Source organism: Microbacterium sp. ET2 (assembly GCF_030347395.1).
Classification (GTDB): domain Bacteria; phylum Actinomycetota; class Actinomycetes; order Actinomycetales; family Microbacteriaceae; genus Microbacterium; species Microbacterium albipurpureum.
Genome location: NZ_CP128170.1, coordinates 874,746 through 894,887 on the forward strand (window position 1 = coordinate 874,746; position 20,142 = coordinate 894,887).

Consider the following 20,142-nt stretch of genomic DNA (forward strand, 5'->3'; position numbering starts at 1 on the left):
AATCCACACGGGATGCCGCCCGCTGCGATCCTCAGGTTCCCAGGCGATCGAGGTCGGGAGCGGTCAGCGCCGAGGGGAGGCGCAGGAGCGCGCCCTCGAAGCGACAGGTCGCGGCAGCGACATCCATGGCCTTCTGCAGCGCATCGCCCCATGCCTCGGAATCCGCGGGGACGCCGTCGATGATGGCGGCGATGACGGTCGCGAAGGCAGCATCCCCCGCCCCCATGGTGTCGATGACGCGGCCTGGCAGGTCGGAGATCGGGCGGGTGACGACATCCGCCCCAGCCTCGACCGTCGCGCCCGCGCGGCCCTGTGTGGCGAGCACCGCGGCGGCGCCGGCGTCGATCAGGCGCGCGCGCAGGGCGTCGAGAGGTTCCCCGTAGAGCAGCTCGGCGTCGTCTTCGCCGATCTTGACCAGCGTCGCGCCCGCGGCGAGCTGCTCGAAGCCGCGGACGAACTCCGCGCGGTCGTGCATCATCCCCTCCCGCGGGTTGACGTCGATCGCGAGTGGGGCACCCGACGCGCGCACCGCCTGCGACAGCGCGAGCGTCTGGGCGACGTCGTCGAAGGGGAAGCAGCTGATCGCGGTGACGGATGCCGCGTCGAGGGCGGCCCGCTCGGCCTCCCCGAGGTGCACGGCGCGGTGCTGGGCGGCATCGTTGAAGACGTAGGTCGGCTCGCCCCCGCCGCTGCGCGTGCTCACCGCGCGCGACGAGCCGCGCGGCGACGGGGTTGCGAGCAGCTCGACCCCGAAATCATCGAGGTACGACCGGATGCGACCGCCTGCTTCGTCGTCGCCGACCATCGCGATGAGGGTAGCGGGCACGCCGAGGCGTGCGAGGCCGACAGCCACGTTCAGGGCCGCGCCGCCGACGAACTCCCGGACGCCGTGGTCGTCGCGCAGCTCGTCGATGAGGGCGTCGCCGATGACGACGGCGCGGCTCACGACCGGCTCCGCGCGTGCTGGGCGACGCTCTCGACGAATGCCTCGATGCGGCGACGGGTTCCGTCGATGCGCCGGTCGACGCTCGCACGGATCTCGCTCGGCGCGAGAGGGGCGGCGAGCCGCACGTTCTCGTGGCACGACAGGTCGGCGCACATGTAGGTGCCGACGCTGTCGCCGTTGCGGCCCGCCTCACCTGCCTTGCGCGCCGTGAACAGCGCGACCTGATCGGCCGGCTGCATCGTGTGGCACAGATTGCACATCGCCGACCGGGCCGACGAGGTGCCCTCGGCGGCGCGCAGCAGCACACCGACGGCTTCACCGTCGACCTCGGCGATCACGTACCCGCGGCCCCGGGTGCGGGGGTCGCGCCAGGCCAGGAAGTCCAGATGATCCCAGTCGGTAAGCACGAAGTCGTTCGGCAGGGCCATCACCTGCAGTTCGTCGGGACGGGCATTCACGAACGACGTCTGGATGTCGTCCTCGGTCAGCGGGCTCATGCACTCTCCTCGCCTGGTCTCGGGACAGTCTACGAACCTCTGACCACCCGCGGGCGGGCCGCCCCCTCGCGCGAGTCGCTCACGACGGACGACCTCGTCCACTCGCCACGCCGGACGACTCCGACCACTCCTCACTCCGGACGACTCCTCCACTCCTCACTCCGACCTGTCGAATATTGCGGCCCACCGGACTCGCAGACGACAGAAATCGACGGTTCGCGGAGGATGAGCGACAGACATCGACGGGTCGCAAGGATGAACGACGGATCTCGACGGGTCGCGAAGGATGAGCGACGGACCCGACGGGGCGCGAAGGATAAGGTGGCGCCCGTGACACACGACGATGGGTGGTCCGCCCTCGCGGAGGGCTGGGCCGCGCGGTGGGGCGGAGTGTCGGCGCCCGCGCGTCAGGCGCTCATCGCCGCGTGCGCCATCGGCCCGGAGATGCGCGTGCTCGACGTCGGCTGCGGTTCGGGCGAGTTCCTCGCCGAGCTCGGCGCAGTCGGCGCACGAGCGATCGGAGTCGACTCCTCGCCGGCGATGGTCGCGATCGCCGCTCGGCGCGGGGACGCGCGAGAAGCGGATGCTGCCGCCCTCCCCTTCGCCGATGCCTGGTTCGACGTCGTGACCGCTGTCACCGTCCTCCACCTGACGGATGACCTCGACGCGGCCGTCCGCGAGTGTGCGCGCGTGCTGCGAGCCGGCGGCCTGCTCGGTGTTGCGGAATGGAGCAGAACCGGCCGGAATGACCTCGCTGTCGTCGAGCGGGCCCTCGAGGTGGCGCTGGATCCCGACACACGCGGGTCCGATTCCGAGGTCGACGCCACGTCGGATGGAGCGGAGCCGCCGCATCCATCCGCTCTGGATCTCGTTCTGGATGCCGCGGGATTCCGGCGCGTCTCGCACGGCGAGGTCCAGGTGGGGGTACGGGCCGCCGACGCCGACCAGCTCGCGGCGACGGTGCTGCTCGGCGAGGATGAGGCGACGATCCACGCGCTCTCCGCCGCCATCGAGACCGCGGCGGAACCGTTCCAGAAGCCCGACGGCGGCTACGAGCTGAGGAACACCTTCCGCTGGCGCGTGGTCTCCCGCACCTGATCCTCAGAATCCGAGTCGGCGGGCCACGGCGTCCGCCGCGCGCACGGGGAACGCGTCCCAGCCGGGCTCGAGGATCTCGCGGGCCAGTGCGTACAGCCCGCGCGCGGCGTCTTCCACCGGCGTCGACGCCGCCTCGGCGATGCGGGCGCCCCACTCGGGGAAGTCCCACTCGAATCGGCGAAGCGGGTCGATGCCGTCTCGGCGGGCCGTCGACCTGTCACCGAAGCGGCCGCGGATCGCACGCACGAGATGGATGACCGCGGAACCGCGAACGAACTGGCCCGCGTTCAGCACCTCACCGCGACGGGCCCGGCCGGTACCGAGCAGGAGCTTGATGAACACCAGTGCGGCGTCGTTGGCAGGGTCGAACCGATCCCGCGCCGCCGCGTTCGCGCGGGCGCGAGCGATGAGATCGGCGGTCGTGCCCCGGTCGTCGTCGACGACGACGGTGGCCTCTTCCGCGACCGCGCCGTCCAGTTCCGCGGCCTCCGAGAAGGCGAACTCGAACACCTGCCCGTCGTCGTACACGGCGACGAAACCGATCTCGCCCTCGCGTGCGATCACGGCGAGCCGGTCCTGATCGGGCAGCCATGTCAGGTCGTGCCGGACCTCCTGCCCGCGGCCGTCGGCGATCAGGGCGAAGAAGTCGTGATCGGACCATTCGTCGCGACGGTGAGCCGCGTCGTCCGATGCCGAGCCGAGCAGGACGAGGCCGATCAATCCGTCGTGCCCCTCCACCCCGGCTGCGAGGCCGCGGCTCAGCGTGGTGAATCGCGCGAGATCGGCGGGCACCGTCATCCGGTCACTTCACGCTGCCGGCGGTGAGGCCGCCGACGATGAAGCGCTGCAGCGCAAGGAACAGCGCGACGGGGATGATGGCGGCCAGCACCGCGCCCGCGGCGAAGACGCTCCAGTTGCGCGCGGTCTCCTGGGAGACGAACTGGTACAGACCGACGGCGAGGGTCTGCTTGTCGGGGTCGGAGAGCACGACCGATGCGATGACGAAGTCGTTCGTCGTCGCCAGGAACGACAGCAGCCCGACGACGGCGAGGATCGGAGCGACCAGGCGCAGGATGATCGTGAAGAAGATGCGCGCGTGACCGGCACCGTCGATCTTCGCCGCCTCATCGATGGACGCCGGCACGGTGTTGAAGAACCCGTACATGAGGTAGGTGTTCACGCCGAGCGCGCCGCCGAGGTAGACCATGATCAGCCCGAGCTGGGAATTCAGTCCGAGCGCCGGGAAGATGTCGGCGATCGCCGACATGAGCAGGAAGATCGCGACGAACGCCAGCAGCTGCGGGAACATCTGCACCAGCAGCAGGGTGAGCAGGCCGAACCGGCGGCCCGTGAACCGCATGCGCGAGAACGCATACGCCGCAAGTGCGCCGAGCAGCACCGTTCCGAACGCGGTGGCGAGCCCGATCACGAGGGTGTTGACGAACCACGCGCCGTAAGGCTGCGACGGGTTCTCGAACAGCCGGAAGTACGCGCCCAGATCGAAGGTGGAGAACAGGCTGTTCGCCGTCAGCAGCGTGCCGCCGGGGTTCAGCGACGCCGAGAGCACGTACGCCAGCGGGAACGCGCAGAACAGCAGCATGACGATGCCGATGATGTGGCGCCACCCGGTCTCACGGAACCACCGGCCGAAGGGCCGGCGCGGCGCGGGGGCGGCCTTCTCCGCCGCGGCCGCCCCGCGGCGATCGTCGGCGAGCGCCTCCGCAAGAGCCGGGGCGGGCTGCGACGTCAACGGGTTGGAGTTCAGTGCCATCTCAGTTCAGCTCCTCGAGGACCTTGGTCTGTCGGAAGCTCACGTAGGAGATGACGGCGACCAGGATGAAGATGATGATCGAGAACGCGCTCGCGAGCCCGTAATCGCGGTTGGCGCCGACGAAGGCCACCTTGTAGACCATCGAGATCAGGATGTCGGTGGCACCGACGTTGATCGACGCGTCGGCGAATCTCGGCCCGCCGTTGGTGAGCATGTAGACGATGTTGAAGTTGTTGAAGTTGAACGCGAAGGAGGAGATCAGCAGCGGGGCGACCGAGACCAGCAGAAGCGGGAACTTGATGTGGCGGAAGACCTGCCAGACTCCCGCGCCGTCGACGCGACCCGCCTCCTGGATGTCATCGGGGATCGACTGCAGCGCACCCGTGCACACCAGGAACATGTAGGGGAAACCGAGCCAGAGGTTGACGATCAGGATCGCGACCTTCGCCAGTATGGGGTCGAGCAGCCACGGTATCGAGGCGCCGCCGAGCAGGACCTGATTGATGAAGCCGAAGTCCTGGTTGAACATGCCCGCCCAGATCAGGGCCGACAGGAACGCCGGGAACGCATACGGGAGGATGAGGATGACGCGGTAGTACTTGCGACTCTTCATCTTCGGGTCGTTGAAGACGACCGCGAGGAAGAGCCCGAGGACGAAGGTGGTCGCCACCGAGAGGAAGGCGAAGACGAAGGTCCAGATCAGAACCGCGATGAACGGGCCTCGGATGGATTCCTCGGTGACGGCGCGGACGAAGTTCTCCCCGCCGACCCACACCTGCCATCCAGGGAGGATCTCGGTTCCATCGTCGGCGGTGAACGCGCCGGTGCCGATGTCACGGTAGACCACGCCCGTCTCGGTGTTGGTCATCGTGTCGGCGACGGGATCCCACTCCAGACTCGACTGGAACAGGTAAGCGTTCGAACCGTCGGTGGTGCGCAGGTAGCCGTCGTTCAGGTCGTCGTCGAGCGGTACGGCCAGTGCGCCGATCTCGGCCTGGTTGGCGAGGATCTGCGAGAAGTCGAGCACGTCGTAGCCCGCCGCCTCGGGCGAGGAGATCGACTCCAGCGGCAGCTCGTTGCCGCCCACGCTGAGGTCGCCCGTCTCGGGGTCCTCCACGACGAGGAAGAACTCCCCGTCGCGCGAGGCGATCTGCACGGGGTACGTCGCGGAGTCCGCCACACGCGTCTGCGACTGCTGAAGCAGAGAGGTGATCGCGTCTTCCTTGTCGGAGTTGTGCCCCGATCCGTAGTTGGTGAACGCGATGTAGACGGTGTAGAGCACCACGAAGATCTGGAAGATGAAGAGGAACACCAGACCGGGTGCGAGGTACTTGGCCGGGAGGAGTCCCGGGATGAGGTAGATCGCGTTGAGGACGACGACGCCCACCGCGATGGCCACCGCGATGACCCACTGCTCCTGGACGACGAGGACGAGGATCGCATAGATCGCCATCGCGTCCACGATGCCCAGGGCGACGATCTTGAACAGCCACACCTTCCAGCCGGCAGAGGCGGCGTCGGCGAAAGCCGCAGCGCGGCGGCGGCGCTTCTCCGTGGCCGGATCGGCTCGACGATCGGATGCGCGGTCGTCGGTGTCGAGTGTCGGAATCGTCATCGAGGCTCCTTGGCGGACGATCGACGGCACGGTCGATCTGTCGAAGAAAAGGGGTTCGGCGGGGATGCCGCCTGAGCGACACCCCCGCCGAAGGCGATCAGCCGATCTTGCCCTGGATGTTCTCGGCCATGGTCGTCCAGCTGGAGACCGGGTCGGAACCCTGGATGATGGCGACCTCGGTGGTGCCCCAGTCGTCCCACACGGCACCCATCTGCGGGATGCTCGGCATCGGCACGGCCTCGGCTCCGACCGCGGCGAAGCCCGCGACGATCGGGTCGGTCTGCGCGGCTTCGAAGGACTCGGTCAGCGCGGGGGCACGGCCACCGGCCTCGAACAGCGCGGTCTGCACTTCGGGGGTCGCGATGTAGTTCACGAGGAACTCGTTCGCCGCGAGGGCGTTCTCCGACTGCGAGCTGAGGAAGAAGGTCTGCACACCGGCGAACGGGCGGGCGGTGTCGCCACCGGCCGACGGGATCGGGTCGACGGCGACGTTGACGCCGGCGTCCACCGCGTCAGCGATGTTCCAGGGGCCGGTGAGGAAGAACGGCGCCTGACCGGCGTTGAAGGCCTCCTTGGCGAGGTCGCCGTCGAGGTTGAGGTTGAACACGCCCGCGGCACCCTGCTGGCCGAGCCACGTCGCGAACTGCTGACCAGCCTCGTCACCGATGGTGAGGTTTGCGGCGTCGTACGAGCCGTCCGCGTTCTGGGCGAAGACCGAGTTCCCGAAGGAGGTCTGGAACGGGTAGAGGTGGTACGGGTCGGAGTTCTGGGGGTTCAGGCCCACCACGAAGGGGTACTCCGTGCCGGCCGCGGTGCCCTTGGCGATCATGTCGTCGAAGTTGGTGGGCGCCTCGGGAACGAGGTCGGCATTGCGGACGAGCGCGATGTTCTCGATCGCGTAGGGCAGGCCATAGGTGTTGCCGTCGTAGGTGACGGCCGCGATGGCGACCTCTTCGAACTCGGCCGCCTTGTCACCGAGCTCGACGGGCGCGACGACGCCGTCCTGCACGAAGGCACCGGTCCAGTCGTGGCCACCGATCGTGATGTCAGGGCCTTCACCGCTCGGGACCTGGGTGATGAAGTCCTGCTGGATGTCCTCGTACTCCTTGACCACGAGGTCGACGGCGATGCCCTTCTCTTCCTCGAAGGCGGTCGCGACATCCTGCAGGGCGCGCTCACGATCGGCGTCGACCCAGACCGTCAGAGTGTTCTCGGCTGCGCCGGAGTCGCCGCCGTTGTCGGTGCCACCGGAGCTCTCGCCACCGCCGCCGCCCGCGCAGCCGGCGAGCACAACGGCCCCGCCGACCAGGAATGCACTGAGACCCAGCGCACGCTTGTTCATCACCTTCATCGGTGTTCGCCTCTTTCTTTGGGGAGGGCGACCGGTCCGCGGGAGGCGGCTCCTTTGTCGCCAGCTCGTGTTGCAAGCGCTTACAGTTTGCGTCAGTCGCGCGCACTTCGCAATCCCGCCCGGTCGGTCGATACCATCCTGTGACCGTTCCCGCGCTGCAATTGTGTCGAACACACAACGACCGGCCAGTCCATCCTGTTTGGAAGCGCTTACATCTACAGTTTCAAATGTTGTCGTCACCGAGATTTCGTCGCAGGCGACGATGCGATCTCCGACGCTCTCCCGGATGGTGGCGCGGAGGGCTCGCTAGACTCCCGGCATGGCCGACTCAAGTTTTGACATCGTCTCGAAAATCGATCGGCAGGAAGCCGACAACGCGCTGAACCAGGCACGGAAGGAGGTCGAGCAGCGCTACGACTTCAAGGGCACCGACGCGTCCATCGAATGGAGCGGCGAGTCGATCCTCATCAAGGCGAACTCCGAGGAGCGCGCGAAGGCGGTGCTCGACGTCTTCCAGACCAAGCTCATCAAGCGCGGCATCTCACTGAAGAGCCTCGACTCCGGAGAGCCGACGGCGAGCGGTAAGGAATACCGCATCGTTTCGACGCTCAAGGAAGGCATCTCGCAGGACAATGCCAAGAAGATCGGCAAGATCATCCGAGATGAAGGTCCGAAGTCGGTGAAGTCGCAGATCCAGGGCGACGAGCTGCGCGTGCAGTCGAAGTCTCGCGACGACCTGCAGGAGGTCCAGCGCCTGCTGAAGGCCGCCGACCTGGACGTCGACCTGCAGTTCGTCAACTACCGGTAAGCGGCGGATCCCGGTCTGTGGAATTCTGGCGCTCAGGAGCACGATGGCTCCTCGCCGCACTCCTTGCGGCTGCGGGGATCTCTCATCTCACCTGGGGTCGGAGGGGATACCGGATCGTGGTGCCCGACTGGTCGACACGGACGACCGGCCTGAGCAAAGACGCCATCGTCGTGAGTTCGGGCGTCGCGGAACTCCTGCTCGCCGGCGCCGTCGCCACCATTCCCCGGGAACGCAGCGTGGGGTGGCTGGTCGCCGCGTTCTTCGTGGCCGTCTTCCCCGGCAACATGCACCAGTGGCGCACGGGCCGCTCCGCCCCGATGCTGCGGACCGACCGCGCACGATTCAACCGACTGCTCCTCCAACCCGTCCTCATCCTGTGGGCACTATGGGCTACCCGCTGATGGGAATGGGCGAGGGAGGCGCGCGCGTTGGGGACTCCATGCGATCGATCGTGTACTCCCAGACCGGCGACTCCTCTGTCCTCACCGCCGTCGAGCGAGACCTCCCGCAGCCAGGACCTGGCGACGTGCGGATCCGCGTCGCCGTCTCCGGCGTCAACCCCACAGATTGGAAGGCGCGTCGGAACGGGGCTGCCGCCGCGACCTTCGGTGAGGTCATCCCCAACCAGGATGGCGCCGGCGTCGTCGACGCCGTCGGCGACGGGGTCGACTCGCCCGCCGTGGGCGACCGCGTCTGGCTCTATCTCGCGCAGCACGAGCGACCGACGGGAACCGCCCAGGAATACACCGTCGTTCCTGCCGAGCGTGCCGTTGCCCTCCCGGAAGGCGTCGGTTTCGACATCGCCGCCAGTCTCGGCGTTCCGGCGATGACCGCCCATCGCGCCCTCACGATCCACGAGGACGGTCCCGCCCGCCTCTCCCCCGGCGCGCTGGCCGGGCGCACCGTTCTCGTTGCCGGCGGCGCAGGCGCCGTCGGCCATGCGGCCATCCAGCTGGCGCGGTGGGCGGGGGCCACCGTCATCGCGACCGTCTCCAGCGACGAGAAGGCCGCGCTCGCCCAGGACGCGGGCGCGCACCACACCGTGAACTACAACAGCGAAGACGTCGCCCGTCGCATCCTCGAGATCGCTCCTGGCGGAGTCGAACAGATCGTCGAGGTGTCGCCGGCCGACAACTTCGCACTTGACACCGACGTCATCGGCAATCACGGAAGCATCGCCTACTACGCCAATAACGGTGGCGACGAGGCAACGATCGCCATCCTGCCCACTTTCGCGAAGAACGTCCGCATCCAAGGCCTGCTCATGTACACCGTGGGCGAGCGTGCGCTGACGGCGGCCGCCGAGGACATCACCGCGGCGCTTCGCGACGGGGCACTTCCCGTCGGCGAAAGCGCGGGGCTCCCCCTCACGTGGTTCGACCTCGACGACACCGCAGCGGCGCACGACGCGGTGGAGAACGGCGCGATCGGCAAGGTCCTGATCGACGTCTCCGGCGACAATCAGTGACGACTGAGCATCGCCGTAGTCCACCGTTCCATCCGCTCGTAGGCTTCCGCGCGCGCCTCGCGGCGGGACAGGAAGACATCGTGCAACGCGCCGTCGATCCGCTCGATCGTCACCGACGATCCGAGCTTGAGCGCCGCGCGCGCGATGTCGTCGACCACCAGCACCGAATCGGCGCGGGTCAGCTCGTCATCCCACCGCGTCGGCGCGACGCTTCGCGCCGACAGCAGCACGCACACCGGTACCGAGATGCCGAGGCCCTTCGAGACCGCCGCATGACCCGCGACGATCGCCCGCATCCACCCCACGTGCACGGGCAGGCTGCGTTCCGGCCGCCACGCCGGATCCACCTGCACGGGGTCATCGGCATCGGCAACCTCCGCCTGCGCCCGCGCATAGAAGCCTCCGTCCACCTGCGGCCAGAGATCCAGCGGCCGACGGCGGGAGTGGATGTCGAGCACCGGTGTGATCGCCTGCCGCACGGAGGCGCTCAGCTGGAATTCGAGCCACGGGCTGTTGAGGACGACGGCAGCCGCCGCGTCGGGATGACGTGCGGCCCACAGGCTCAGCGTGAGTCCACCGGTCGAGTGCCCGAACAGCACGAGCCGGCGCTCCCCCGTGCCATCCGCTTCCCGCCCCATCGCCGTCAACGCTGCGGCGATGTCGGCGTCGTAATCCCCGAGGTCGCCGATGTAGCCCGGTGTCTGGCCGGGACGGAGGCTCCGGCCGTACTTCCGGAGGTCGAGCGCGTAGAACCTCGCGCCTCGCTCGGCCCAGAACCGGGCCAGACGCGTCTGGAAGAAGTAGTCAGACCAGCCGTGGACGTAGAGCACATCGACGTCGGCGAAGGGCCGCGGACCTCCCGTGAAGAAATCCACCAGCGAGCGGCGAGGCAGCAGCCGCACCAGCGTCGCGACGACCGCGCCCTCATCGTCGTCGGGGAGCGACAGCGTCAGCCGCTCGAACGGCGGCCCGAGGACATCCGGCACCCAGCCCTCGGTCATCCGATCGGCCCAGCGTCGGGTCACCGACTCAGCGGCTACCAGTTACCGGGGTTGGAGTCGCGGTTCTCGTGGCGGCTGAGCGTCACCGGCAGCGCCACCGCTGCACAGATGATGAGCACACCGGCGGCGAACAGGACCGCGCCGAAATCGGGGAAGTTGAAGCTCACGCCCAGGATCCACATCCCGCCGACGAGCAGGATCATGTACAGCGCGATCAGCATGAGGTGACCTCCTGGTGAAGGGGAACTCCCCCCAGCCTATCCGGGTCGCAGCCCGTGCCGCAGGCGACTACTCCCCGCGCGAGACCGAGATCATCTCGTCGCGCGGCACGACCTTGATCCGTGCCCGGCCATGAGGCGCGCCGAGGGCCACCTCATGCTCGTCGAGACGGTGCCAGCCGTCGAGATCGGTCCACGCAACGCCGCGGGATTCCAGCAGCGCCGGGATGGCCTCCTCCGACGGATCGCTCGGCTGCCACCAGGAACCCTGGTCGTTGATGATGTGACGGACGGTCTCCATCGCGTCGGACTTGGTGTGGCCGATCAGGCCCACCGGTCCGCGCTTGATCCATCCCGTCGCGTAGACGCCCGGGACGCGCTCATTGGAATCCGTGCGGAGCACCTGACCCTCGTGGTTCGGGATGACCCCGTGGCGCTTGTCGAACGGCACTTCCGGCAACGGCGACCCGAAGTAGCCGACCGCGCGATAGATCGCCTGCACGGCGACCTCGCGCATCTCGCCGGTGCCCACGACACCGCCCTCGCCGTCGGGGCGGGTGCGCTCGTACACGAACGCCGACACCCTGCCGTTCTCGTCGGTCTTCACCTCGACGGGCTTCGCCCAGAAGTGCAGATGCAGGCGACGCGACGCCTCGCCCCCGGCGTTGTTGACGCTCGGGCGCTTGCGCCACGCCTGCAGCACGCGGTCGATGACCATCACCTGCTTGTTGCTCGCGATGGCGTCCTTCGATGCCTCGTCGTAGTCGAAATCCTCGTCGTAGACGACCATGTCGACATCGCGCAGCTCACCGAGCTCGCGAAGCTCCAGAGGGGTGAATTTCACCTGTGCGGGGCCCCGTCGGCCGAACACGTGCACGTCGGTCACCGGCGAGGCCTTCAGGCCCTCGTAGACGTTGTCGGGGATCTCGGTCGGGAGCAGATCCTCGGCGTGCTTGGCGAGCATGCGCGAGACGTCGAGGGCGACGTTGCCGTTCCCGATGACGGCTACCGATTCCGCATCGAGCGGCCAGGTGCGCGGCACGTCGGGGTGCCCGTCGAACCAGCTCACGAAGTCGGCCGCGCCGTAGGAACCCTCGGCGTCGATGCCTGGGATCCGCAGGTCGGTGTCGCGCACCGCCCCGGTGGCGAAGATCACCGCGTTGTAGTGCTGCTTGAGGTCGTCCAGCGTGATGTCCTCGCCGAAGCGGACGTTGCCGAAGATGCGGATGTCACCCCGATCGAGCACCTCGCGCAGCGCCGTGATGATGCCCTTGATGCGCGGGTGATCGGGAGCCACTCCGTAGCGCACCAGTCCGTAAGGAGCGGGCAGCTGCTCGAACAGATCGATCGAGACGTCGAAGCGACGCTCCGCCTTGAGCAGGATGTCGGCGGCGTAGATGCCGGCGGGTCCTGCGCCGACGATGGCAAGCCTGAGCTTGGTCATGAAGTCCTTTCTGACGGATGCCGCGCCGCGGCCCTCCCGGAGAGGTCGCCGGTCAGCTCGCGCGATCGGCGACCGCGCGCGCGAAGCGCGTCAGCGCCTCGCGCACCGGCCCTTCGGGCAGCGGCTCGAGCGCATCGATCGCTTCAAGAGAGTACCGGTGCGCAAGCTCGCGCGTGGCCTCGGTCGTCTCGTGCTCGCGCAGTTCAGCCAGGGGGCCGTCGAGGATCGCGGGGTCGGCGCCGTCGGCGATGCGCTCCACCCCCTCGTCGATCGTCTCGCGCAGTCGCACCGCGTCGGCGTCTCGTCGTCGCCCCAGCAGCAGGAACGGCATCGTCGGCACGCCGGCGCGCAGGTCGGTACCGGGCACCTTGCCGGTCTCACCGGGGTCGGGCGAGAGGTCGATCACGTCGTCGAGCAGCTGGAAGGCGACGCCCGCCTTCTCACCGAACACCACCATGGGACGCTCGAAGGCGGGATCGGCGTCGGAGAAGATCACCCCGGCCTGCGCGGCCGCGGCGATCAGCGAGCCGGTCTTGTCCGAGAGCACCTGCAGGTAGAACTCCACCGGGTCGTCGTCCTCGGTGGCGCCGACGGTCTCGTGCATCTGGCCGAGCACCAGACGCTCGAAGGTGTCGGCCTGGATGCGGATGGCGCGCTCTCCCAGCCGCGCCATGATCTGGCTGGCTCGGGAGAAGAGCAGGTCGCCCGTGAGGATCGCGACATTGTTCCCCCACACCGCGTGGGCGGCGGGCACACCGCGACGCTTGTCCGCGACATCCATCACGTCGTCGTGGTACAGCGAGCCGAGATGGGTCATCTCCAGCGCCGACGCCGCTTCGACGACCTCGCCGGTGACGCCGTCGCCCAGCTGGGAGGTGAGAAGCGCGAGAGTGGGTCGCACGCGCTTGCCGCCGGCGTTGTACAGGTAGCGGCTGGTGGCGTTGGCGAGCGCGTCGGTCACGCGCAGTTCGCTGCGCAGGTGTTCGTCGACGCGCGCGAGGCCGTCCTCCACCGCCGCGAGAAGGCGACGAGCCCCAGGCCCGGCGAAGACCCGCTCGGTCAGGCTCAGCTGACCGGTGATCGGCGAGCCGGGAGCGGAAGGAGTCACGGATCCAGCCTAGCGGCGCGAGGATCAGAGGCGGACGCCCGGGGGTTTGCGGCCCCGGTGCAGAGCGACGATTCCCATCGACAGGTTGCGGAACGCGACATCCGTCCACCCCGCCTCGCGGATCCAGGCCGACAGCGTGCGCTGATCGGGCCAGTCGCGGATCGACTCGTTGAGATAGTCGTACGCCTCGGCGTTGGAGCTCACGGCCTTGGCCACCGTCGGCAGCACGCGGTCGTTGTAGAAGCGGTACAGCCGATTGAAAGCGCCCGAGGGCGGCCGCGAGAACTCGCAGATGACCATGCGCCCGCCCGGCTTGGTCACCCGCAGCAGCTCTCGCAGGGCCTTCCTCGGATCGTTGACATTGCGCAGACCGAACGACATCGTCACGGCGTCGAAGTCCGCATCGCCGAAGGGCAGATCGGTCGCGTCCGCCTGCACGAACGACAGATTCCGGATGCCGCCGCCCGGCGCCTTCGCTCCGTGACGGCGCTCGCCTTCGGCGATCATTCCGGGAGAGAAATCGGCGGCGACCACATCGGCTCCGCTCCTGGCGAGTGCGACGCTCGAGGCGCCGGTGCCTGCGGCGAGGTCGAGGATGCGCTCGCCCGGCCGCGGCGAGACGGCGCGGGTCGTCGCCGCACGCCACATCCGGTCGTTGCCCAGGCTCAGCACGGTGTTCGTCCGGTCGTAGCCGCGCGCGACCTGATCGAACATGCCGCTGACGCGCCGCGGATCCTTTCCGAGGTCGGCGCGGTTGGGCTCGCGATCGGTCGTCACGGGTCGAGTCTAAGCGCGTCGCCGTCTGGGCAGACCGGACCGTCGCCGGTCATCCGTCCTCAGAGGTGCAGGGCCTCGAGCCGAGACAGCCAGTGCGCGGGCGTCGCCTCGTCGAAGGGCGCGACGCCCGCGCGCACCTTCTGCTCGAGGTCGACCGCGAGCGACTCGAGGCGCGCGACGATGTCGCGCGGGTAGCCGTAGGCGACCCGGTGCTCGTCCCACTCATCGCGGTCGTCGATGTAGATGCCCCGCTCGGTGTGCTTGACCACGTCGAGATCCATGTCGACACCGACCGGCGCGCCGTCCTGCCAGCCGACATCCCACGCCAGGTCGATGTAGATCTGCGTCCGGTTCGGATCCGCGTTGCGGGTATAGGCGTACTCCCCGCTCGGAGGCAGCAGCATCACACACGCCTGACGCGTCACCATCTGCCGTCCGGGCCGCTCGCTGATCCAGCCCGCAGGCTGGCCGACCCAGTCGCCCCACCGGTCGCTGCCGAGGTAGACGCAGTCGTGCTCCCAGTGCACCCCGCCGTTCCACTTGCGCCAGCGGAAGCGCACGCGCTGTCCGATCTCAGGCCGGAAGGTGGATGACGGGGCGTCGGTCACCTCGTCAATATACGGCGTCGCCGTCCGGCCCCGGGCGCCCGGATCTAGAGTGGAGCCGTGATCTCCCCCCTCCCCCGGCTGGTGGTCGAGACCTCTCCGATCGACCCCGTCGAGGAGCTTCTCCCCTTCGCCGATGCCGAGTCACCCTTGTGCTGGGTACGCCGCGCCGAGGGCATCGCCGGATTCGGCGAGGCCCTGAGACTCCAGGAGCCCGGCGGCCAGGAATCCAGCGCCGGATCGCGCAACGCACGCGTCGTCCGCCTCGCCGACGCGTGGCGCGACGTGGCGTCTCAGGCGCAGGTCGACGATGCGGTCGGCGTTCCCGGGACGGGCCTGGTGGCGTTCGGCGCGTTCAGCTTCACCGCCGCCTCGGCAGCATCGAGCGTGCTCATCGTGCCGCGCGTCATCGTCGGCCGCCGAGGCGGACGCGGCTGGATCACCACCATCCGCACCGCCGACCAGGCGGCGACCCAGCCCTTCCCGCACCGTCTCGGACCGTACTGGCCCGGCGCGGTGGGTCCCGGTCGGATGACGCACGAGGGGTACCAGTCGGCGGTCCGCGACGCTGTCGCCGCGATCGGCGCTGGAGAGATCGGCAAGGTGGTGCTCGCTCGCGACCTCGTCGGTTCGGTGCCGCACGACGCCGACCTCCGCCGCCTCGTCCGGGCCCTTGCGACCGACTACCCCGACTGCTGGACCTTCGCGGTCGACGGTCTCATCGGAGCCAGCCCCGAGACCCTCGTGACGGTGCACGACGGCACGGTCACCGCCCGCGTCCTCGCCGGCACGCGCGCCCGGGGGGCCGACGCCGACGCCGACAACGCCGCATCCCTCACGCTCGCCACGAGCGCGAAGGACCTCGACGAGCACCGGTACGCGGCCCACAGCGTGCTGTCCTCCCTCCGCCCCCACACCAGCGCCCTCGCTTCGAGCGAGCAGCCCTTCACCCTGAAGCTCCCCAACGTCTGGCACCTGGCCACCGACATCGAGGGCACTCTGGATGACGGCGCGTCCTCGCTCGACCTCGTCGCGGCCCTGCACCCCACCGCCGCGGTGGCCGGCTCTCCCACAGAGGCAGCCCTCGCCGTCATCCGTCGCCTGGAGCCCTTCGATCGGGGACGGTACGCCGGACCCGTCGGCTGGGTCGACCAGTCCGGCAACGGCGAATGGGCGATCGCGCTGCGGTGCGCGCAGTTCGGCCTCGACGCGATCGACACCCACGGCGACGGGATCTCCGTCGTCGCCCACGCCGGGGCGGGAATCGTCGCCGGCAGCGACCCGGAGGCAGAGCTGTTGGAGACACGCGTGAAATTCCGTCCGATCGTGGACGCCCTCGCATGAGCGGCGCCGTCCCTTCGCTTCCGACCCGCGGCGACGCCGCCCTGGTGGGCTTGAACCTCATCGACGGCGTCGAACGCGAACCTCGCGAAGGCATCGCCCTCGTCATCGAGGACGGCAGGATCGCGCGGGTCACGACACCGGATGACGCGATGAGCGGGGCCGAGCGGGTCATCGACCTCGACGGCGCCTTCGTCATGCCGGGCCTGATCAACATGCACACGCACTTCTCGCTGTCCCTCCCGGGAGCGGGCGGCGACGCGGTCAGCAGCCTCAGCCCGCACGAGCTCTCGCTGTACATGGCAGACGGCGCGCGCCGCACTCTGCTGTCGGGGGTGACCACGGTGCGCTGCGTCGCCGAGAAGGGCGGCGCCGACTTCGCGCTGCGCCGCGCGATCGCCGCCGGGCACGTGCCGGGCCCGCGCATCTACACCGCGGGACGCGCGCTGTGCTGCACCGGCGGCCACGGATTCGACAGCGACGACACCCTCGAGTGCGACGGGGCCGACGCGTTCGCGCGAGGAGTCCGGTCGCAGGTCAAGGCCGGCGCCGACCTCATCAAACTCATGATCTCGGGCGGCATCGCCGGCGAGCACGAGGAGATCACGACGCCGCAGCTCACCCGCGAGGAGATGGCCGCGGCGATCTCGACCGCCCACTCCTGGGGCCGCAAGGTCACGGCCCACGCCGGGCCCGCCGCGATCATCTCCGAAGCGGTGTCTCTGGGCTTGGACTGCGTCGAGCACGGGTACGAGCTCACACCCGAGGTCGCGCGCCTCATGGCCCAGCACGGCACCGCGCTCGTGCCGACGCTCGTGGTCACCCGGGCGAGCGCGTTCTTCGACGACCTCGGCGTGCCGGCATGGATGCAGCAGCGTTCTCTCGGCGCGGGACCGCGTCACATGGCCTCGTACCGCCACGCGCTCGACGCCGGCGTCGAGGTGCTCCTCGGCAGCGACATGCCTCCGTTCTGGAACTTCGAGGGGACGAGCGCGGTCGTGCGCGAGCTCGAGCACATGCAGGCGGGCGGCCTGGCCGCCCCCGACGCCGTCCGAGCAGCGACAGCGGCCCCCGCCCGCTGGCTGGGCGCGGAGGGTCAGCTCGGCACCCTCACTCCGGGCGCGTGGGCCGATCTCGTCGTGACGCCGGGCGACCCGACCGCCGACGTCTCCGCACTCCGCGACCTCGATCTGGTCATGAAGGGCGGCGTCGTCGTCCGCGACGACCGCGGCCGTGTCCGCGGCGCCGTGAAGTGAGACACGCGAGCGACTGACAGGATGAGGGAGATGAGCACCGCCAACCCGCCCGAGCCCCCCTCCGACAGTGGCGACGGCGCCACCTCGGATCTGTACGACCTCCGGGTCGTCGTCGAACGCATCGAGGGCCGGTCGGTCTGCGGCATGGCGGTGGGCGATCACATCGACCTCGTCGAGAGCAGCCGGCTGTGCCTTCCCGACGGCGGTCACTTCTGCCTCTACGCCCTCCAGGCGGTGCTCCCCCTGCTCCCGGCCAAGCAGCGGCAGCTTCCGGCGGGCGACTGGCTGGAGAGGGATGACCTCGTCGCCTGCCCCGACCCCGAGGAGCGTCTGATCATGCGGATCGAGCGCACCGGCATCCGCTCCATCCCGACCGACGAGCTCACGTGAGCGGCGTCTCGCGCCGTGTGCAGGTGAGCCTGGGTCTGCAGACCGACAAGCGCCTCGGCGAGTACGGGGCGCTCGCACGCCTGGCCGAAGACCTCGGCTTCGACGGGGTGAGCGTCTTCTCCGATCTCCTCTACCAGCCTCCGATCGCCGCACTGCTGGAGATGGCCGGCGCCACCTCCCGCATCCGGCTCGGATGTGCGTGCTGGAACCCTTTCACCCTCCATCCCTACGAGATCGCAGGTCAGTTCGCGCTCGTCGACGACGCCTCCGGGGGTCGGGCGTACCTGGGCCTCGCCCGTGGTTCATGGCTCGAGGCCATCGGACTCGAGCCCGAGCGGCCGATCACGGCCCTCCGCGATGCCGCCGGGGTGATCCAGGCCCTGCTGAGCGGTGCGGGTGGAGGGTACGACGGCCGGGTGTTCCGTCTGGAACCCGACGTACGGCTGCGATATCCGGTGGTGCGCACGCAGGCGCCGGTGCTGATCGGCTCGTGGGGTCCGCGAGGCATGGCCCTGGCGGGTGAGATCGCCGACGAGATCAAGATCGGCGGTTCGGCGAACCCGGCGATGGTGCAGGTCGTGCGCGAGCGACTCCGTCCCGGCGCGCAGAAGGCGAGCCGTGCCGAGGCAGAGGTCGGCGTCGTGCTCGGCGCGGTGACGGTCGTCGATCGAGACGGCGATGCCGCCCGGGCGCTCGCCCGCCGTGAGGTGGCGATGTACCTCGACGTGATCGCCGCCCTCGACCCGACCGTGGATCTTCCCGAGGGGCTGCTCCCCGGCATCCGCTCCCGGCTCGCCGAGGGAGACGAGGAGGGCGCGGGACGCCTGGTTCCCCGCGACGTGCTGGAGCTGTTCGCCTTCGCCGGCACGCCCGACGACATCGCGCGCCAGGCGCATCTCCTCATCGATGCCGGCGTCGACCGGATCGAGTTCGGAACCCCTCACGGACGGGTGCCGGCCGAGGGGATCGCGCTCCTCGGGCGCGAGGTGCTGCCGCAGCTCGCGAACTGACCGACCGCCCGCGGCATCCTCTCAGCCCAGCAGGCGCTCGCGAAGCGGATCGAGACCCATCGGACCGAGTGCCAGCGCGTCACGGTGGAATCGGCGCAGCGAGAAGGCCCCGCCGTCGACGACCTCGCGTGCGTTGCGAGCCTGCGTCCACAGTCGCGCGCCGACGCGGAACGCCAGCGCCTGCCCCGGCCAGCCGAGGTAGCGGTCGACCTCGAATCCGGCGAGCGCCGGCTCGACGAGCGCGAAACGCTCGAGCAGATCTCGCGCGAGCTCGGGTGTCCAGGGCTGCGCGGGGACGATCACGCCGCCGGGCACCGGCCACCCGGTGTGCAGCCCGATGTCGGCGACGATGCGCACCGTGCGCCAGATCTGCCCGAGGAGCAGCCCGAGCCGTTCGGCGGGATCGCGGATGAGACCGAGTTCGTCCGAGAGCTGCTCGGCGTAGTGGGCCCAGCCCTCGGCGTAGCCGTGGATGTGGCAGAGGTGTCGCTGCCAGGGGTGAAGCCCCGCATCGGAGGCGGTGACGACGAACTGCAGGTGATGGCCGGGGAGACCCTCGTGATGGACGCTCGTCACCTCCTGCCAGCTGGCTGCGACCGGAATGCCGCTCGGGATCGTCCACACGATGCGGCTGGGGGCCGATCCGTCCGGCGGGGCCGGGGTGTAGTACACGACACCGCTGGATGCTTCGGAGACGACGCACTCCACGCGATCCACGGCCGGCGGCAGATCGAAGGCGTCGGCGAGCGCGGCGGTCGTCTCGGTCACGCGGGTGCGGAGCCACGCGCGGATGGCGGGGATGCCGTCGAGCCGGTAGCGCGGGTCGACGTCGAGAAGGGCGGCGGCCGTGCGCACCGGATCGTCTCCCGCGCCCTCGAGCGGCGAGCCCCCGAGGGTCGCGGCGAGCTCGCGCGACGAAGCGACGAGCCGGGCGAGCTCGGCCCACCCCCACGCGTACGTCTCGGCGAGGTCGATCGAGGCGCCCAGCATCGCCGCGGCCATGCTCGGATAGACCTCGGCCCCCACCCCGTCGACCGTCGGTGCCACGGGTCGCAGGCTCGTCGCGCAGCACCCCGACGAGCTCGCGCAGGGCGTCGGCGGAGGCGTCGCCGGCGGCGCGGAGCCGAGCACGGGCGGCGGAGTCCACGGCGCCATCGACGGGGACCCCGCCGAACCAGTCGGTCTCGACCCACCGCTCGACCTGCGCGGCGAGCGTGTCGAGCCTGCCTCACGGGCGCCACGCCTCCGCCGGTGAACCGCGCGGTGTTCTCGCGCGCCCAGCGGAGGCTGTCGATGTACTGGCGGGTGGCGGCCGGTACCGCTTCGATCCGGCGCAGCAGCGCCTCGCCCGCGGCATCCGCAGTAACTGTCAGGCCCTCGACGGCGTACCGCACGAGATGGATCGGGGTGGCCAGGCCCGCAACCAGCCGCGGCGTGA

At 69.6% G+C, this 20,142-nt stretch carries 21 protein-coding genes; 8 read left to right on the forward strand and 13 right to left on the reverse strand.

Annotated features, from left to right (window positions below; translation table 11 throughout):
- Positions 1-31 precede the first annotated feature (31 nt).
- Together QSU92_RS04275 and QSU92_RS04280 are read right to left on the reverse strand one after the other, a co-directional pair.
- Positions 32-946 carry a carbohydrate kinase family protein gene (locus QSU92_RS04275; protein WP_289264947.1) on the reverse strand — a complete coding sequence of 305 codons (915 nt, stop codon included), beginning with the start codon at positions 944-946 and terminating at the stop codon, positions 32-34.
- Entirely contained in the window at positions 943-1,443 is a 501-nt protein-coding gene (locus QSU92_RS04280; protein WP_289264948.1) for an FBP domain-containing protein, read from the reverse strand. The genes QSU92_RS04275 and QSU92_RS04280 overlap by 4 nt, the downstream gene beginning before the upstream one ends.
- 330 nt (positions 1,444-1,773) lie before the next feature.
- On the opposite strand from QSU92_RS04280, the gene QSU92_RS04285 reads away from it, so the two are divergent.
- On the forward strand, positions 1,774-2,541 hold the full coding sequence (locus QSU92_RS04285) for a class I SAM-dependent methyltransferase (protein ID WP_289264949.1): 768 nt from the start codon (positions 1,774-1,776) through the stop codon (positions 2,539-2,541).
- A gap of 3 nt (positions 2,542-2,544) precedes the next feature.
- On the opposite strand, the gene QSU92_RS04290 is transcribed toward QSU92_RS04285, so the two are convergent.
- The 4 genes from QSU92_RS04290 to QSU92_RS04305 form a co-directional block, all read right to left on the reverse strand.
- Positions 2,545-3,339: a hypothetical protein gene (locus tag QSU92_RS04290; protein ID WP_289264950.1), complete on the reverse strand. Its 795-nt coding sequence runs from the start codon at positions 3,337-3,339 to the stop codon at positions 2,545-2,547.
- A gap of 4 nt (positions 3,340-3,343) precedes the next feature.
- Positions 3,344-4,312 (reverse strand): sugar ABC transporter permease, encoded by a 969-nt coding sequence (locus QSU92_RS04295; RefSeq protein ID WP_289264951.1) that lies wholly within the window; start codon positions 4,310-4,312, stop codon positions 3,344-3,346.
- 1 nt (position 4,313) lies between these two features.
- On the reverse strand, positions 4,314-5,927 hold the full coding sequence (locus tag QSU92_RS04300; protein WP_289264952.1) for an ABC transporter permease subunit: 1,614 nt from the start codon (positions 5,925-5,927) through the stop codon (positions 4,314-4,316).
- 97 nt (positions 5,928-6,024) lie between these two features.
- Entirely contained in the window at positions 6,025-7,278 is a 1,254-nt protein-coding gene (locus QSU92_RS04305) for a sugar ABC transporter substrate-binding protein (RefSeq protein WP_289264953.1), read from the reverse strand.
- Between the two features lie 319 nt (positions 7,279-7,597).
- Between QSU92_RS04305 and QSU92_RS04310 the strand changes: the two genes are divergently transcribed.
- From QSU92_RS04310 to QSU92_RS04320, 3 genes are read left to right on the forward strand one after another with little or no spacing between them, the layout of a single operon-like run.
- Positions 7,598-8,086: a YajQ family cyclic di-GMP-binding protein gene (locus QSU92_RS04310; RefSeq protein ID WP_289264954.1), complete on the forward strand. Its 489-nt coding sequence runs from the start codon at positions 7,598-7,600 to the stop codon at positions 8,084-8,086.
- Positions 8,087-8,103: 17 nt separating this feature from the next.
- Positions 8,104-8,487, forward strand: a complete 384-nt coding sequence (locus tag QSU92_RS04315) for a DoxX family protein (RefSeq protein WP_289264955.1) — start codon at positions 8,104-8,106, stop codon at positions 8,485-8,487.
- Between the two features lie 38 nt (positions 8,488-8,525).
- Positions 8,526-9,554, forward strand: coding sequence for an NADPH:quinone reductase (locus QSU92_RS04320; RefSeq protein WP_289264956.1), 1,029 nt, complete (start codon positions 8,526-8,528; stop codon positions 9,552-9,554).
- Here QSU92_RS04320 and QSU92_RS04325 read toward each other — a convergent pair.
- The 6 genes from QSU92_RS04325 to QSU92_RS04350 all read right to left on the reverse strand — a co-directional run bounded on the left by QSU92_RS04325 (position 9,548) and on the right by QSU92_RS04350 (position 14,710).
- A complete protein-coding gene (locus QSU92_RS04325) occupies positions 9,548-10,555 on the reverse strand; it encodes an alpha/beta hydrolase (RefSeq protein ID WP_289265816.1) in 1,008 nt (335 codons plus the stop codon). The two genes, QSU92_RS04320 and QSU92_RS04325, sit on opposite strands and share 7 nt — an antisense overlap.
- A 35-nt stretch (positions 10,556-10,590) precedes the next feature.
- Entirely contained in the window at positions 10,591-10,776 is a 186-nt protein-coding gene (locus QSU92_RS04330; RefSeq protein WP_289264957.1) for a hypothetical protein, read from the reverse strand.
- 67 nt (positions 10,777-10,843) lie between these two features.
- Positions 10,844-12,217 (reverse strand): FAD-dependent oxidoreductase, encoded by a 1,374-nt coding sequence (locus tag QSU92_RS04335; protein ID WP_289264958.1) that lies wholly within the window; start codon positions 12,215-12,217, stop codon positions 10,844-10,846.
- Between the two features lie 52 nt (positions 12,218-12,269).
- Positions 12,270-13,325 carry a polyprenyl synthetase family protein gene (locus QSU92_RS04340; protein WP_289264959.1) on the reverse strand — a complete coding sequence of 352 codons (1,056 nt, stop codon included), beginning with the start codon at positions 13,323-13,325 and terminating at the stop codon, positions 12,270-12,272.
- 24 nt (positions 13,326-13,349) lie between these two features.
- Positions 13,350-14,039, reverse strand: coding sequence for a class I SAM-dependent methyltransferase (locus QSU92_RS04345; protein ID WP_289265817.1), 690 nt, complete (start codon positions 14,037-14,039; stop codon positions 13,350-13,352).
- 122 nt (positions 14,040-14,161) lie between these two features.
- Positions 14,162-14,710, reverse strand: coding sequence for a DUF402 domain-containing protein (locus tag QSU92_RS04350; RefSeq protein WP_289264960.1), 549 nt, complete (start codon positions 14,708-14,710; stop codon positions 14,162-14,164).
- Between the two features lie 57 nt (positions 14,711-14,767).
- Between QSU92_RS04350 and QSU92_RS04355 the strand changes: the two genes are divergently transcribed.
- The 4 genes from QSU92_RS04355 to QSU92_RS04370 are packed head-to-tail and all read left to right on the forward strand — an operon-like array spanning position 14,768 to position 18,704.
- A complete protein-coding gene (locus QSU92_RS04355; protein ID WP_289264961.1) occupies positions 14,768-16,051 on the forward strand; it encodes an isochorismate synthase in 1,284 nt (427 codons plus the stop codon).
- Positions 16,048-17,304 (forward strand): amidohydrolase family protein, encoded by a 1,257-nt coding sequence (locus tag QSU92_RS04360; RefSeq protein ID WP_289264962.1) that lies wholly within the window; start codon positions 16,048-16,050, stop codon positions 17,302-17,304. The genes QSU92_RS04355 and QSU92_RS04360 overlap by 4 nt, the downstream gene beginning before the upstream one ends.
- A gap of 30 nt (positions 17,305-17,334) precedes the next feature.
- Complete coding sequence (locus tag QSU92_RS04365) at positions 17,335-17,694, forward strand: TIGR04076 family protein (RefSeq protein ID WP_289264963.1); 360 nt, start codon at positions 17,335-17,337, stop codon at positions 17,692-17,694.
- A complete protein-coding gene (locus QSU92_RS04370) occupies positions 17,691-18,704 on the forward strand; it encodes an LLM class flavin-dependent oxidoreductase (RefSeq protein ID WP_289264964.1) in 1,014 nt (337 codons plus the stop codon). The genes QSU92_RS04365 and QSU92_RS04370 overlap by 4 nt, the downstream gene beginning before the upstream one ends.
- Before the next feature lie 21 nt (positions 18,705-18,725).
- On the opposite strand, the gene QSU92_RS04375 is transcribed toward QSU92_RS04370, so the two are convergent.
- On the reverse strand, positions 18,726-19,751 hold the full coding sequence (locus tag QSU92_RS04375; RefSeq protein WP_289264965.1) for a DUF885 domain-containing protein: 1,026 nt from the start codon (positions 19,749-19,751) through the stop codon (positions 18,726-18,728).
- Between the last annotated feature and the right edge of the window lie 391 nt (positions 19,752-20,142).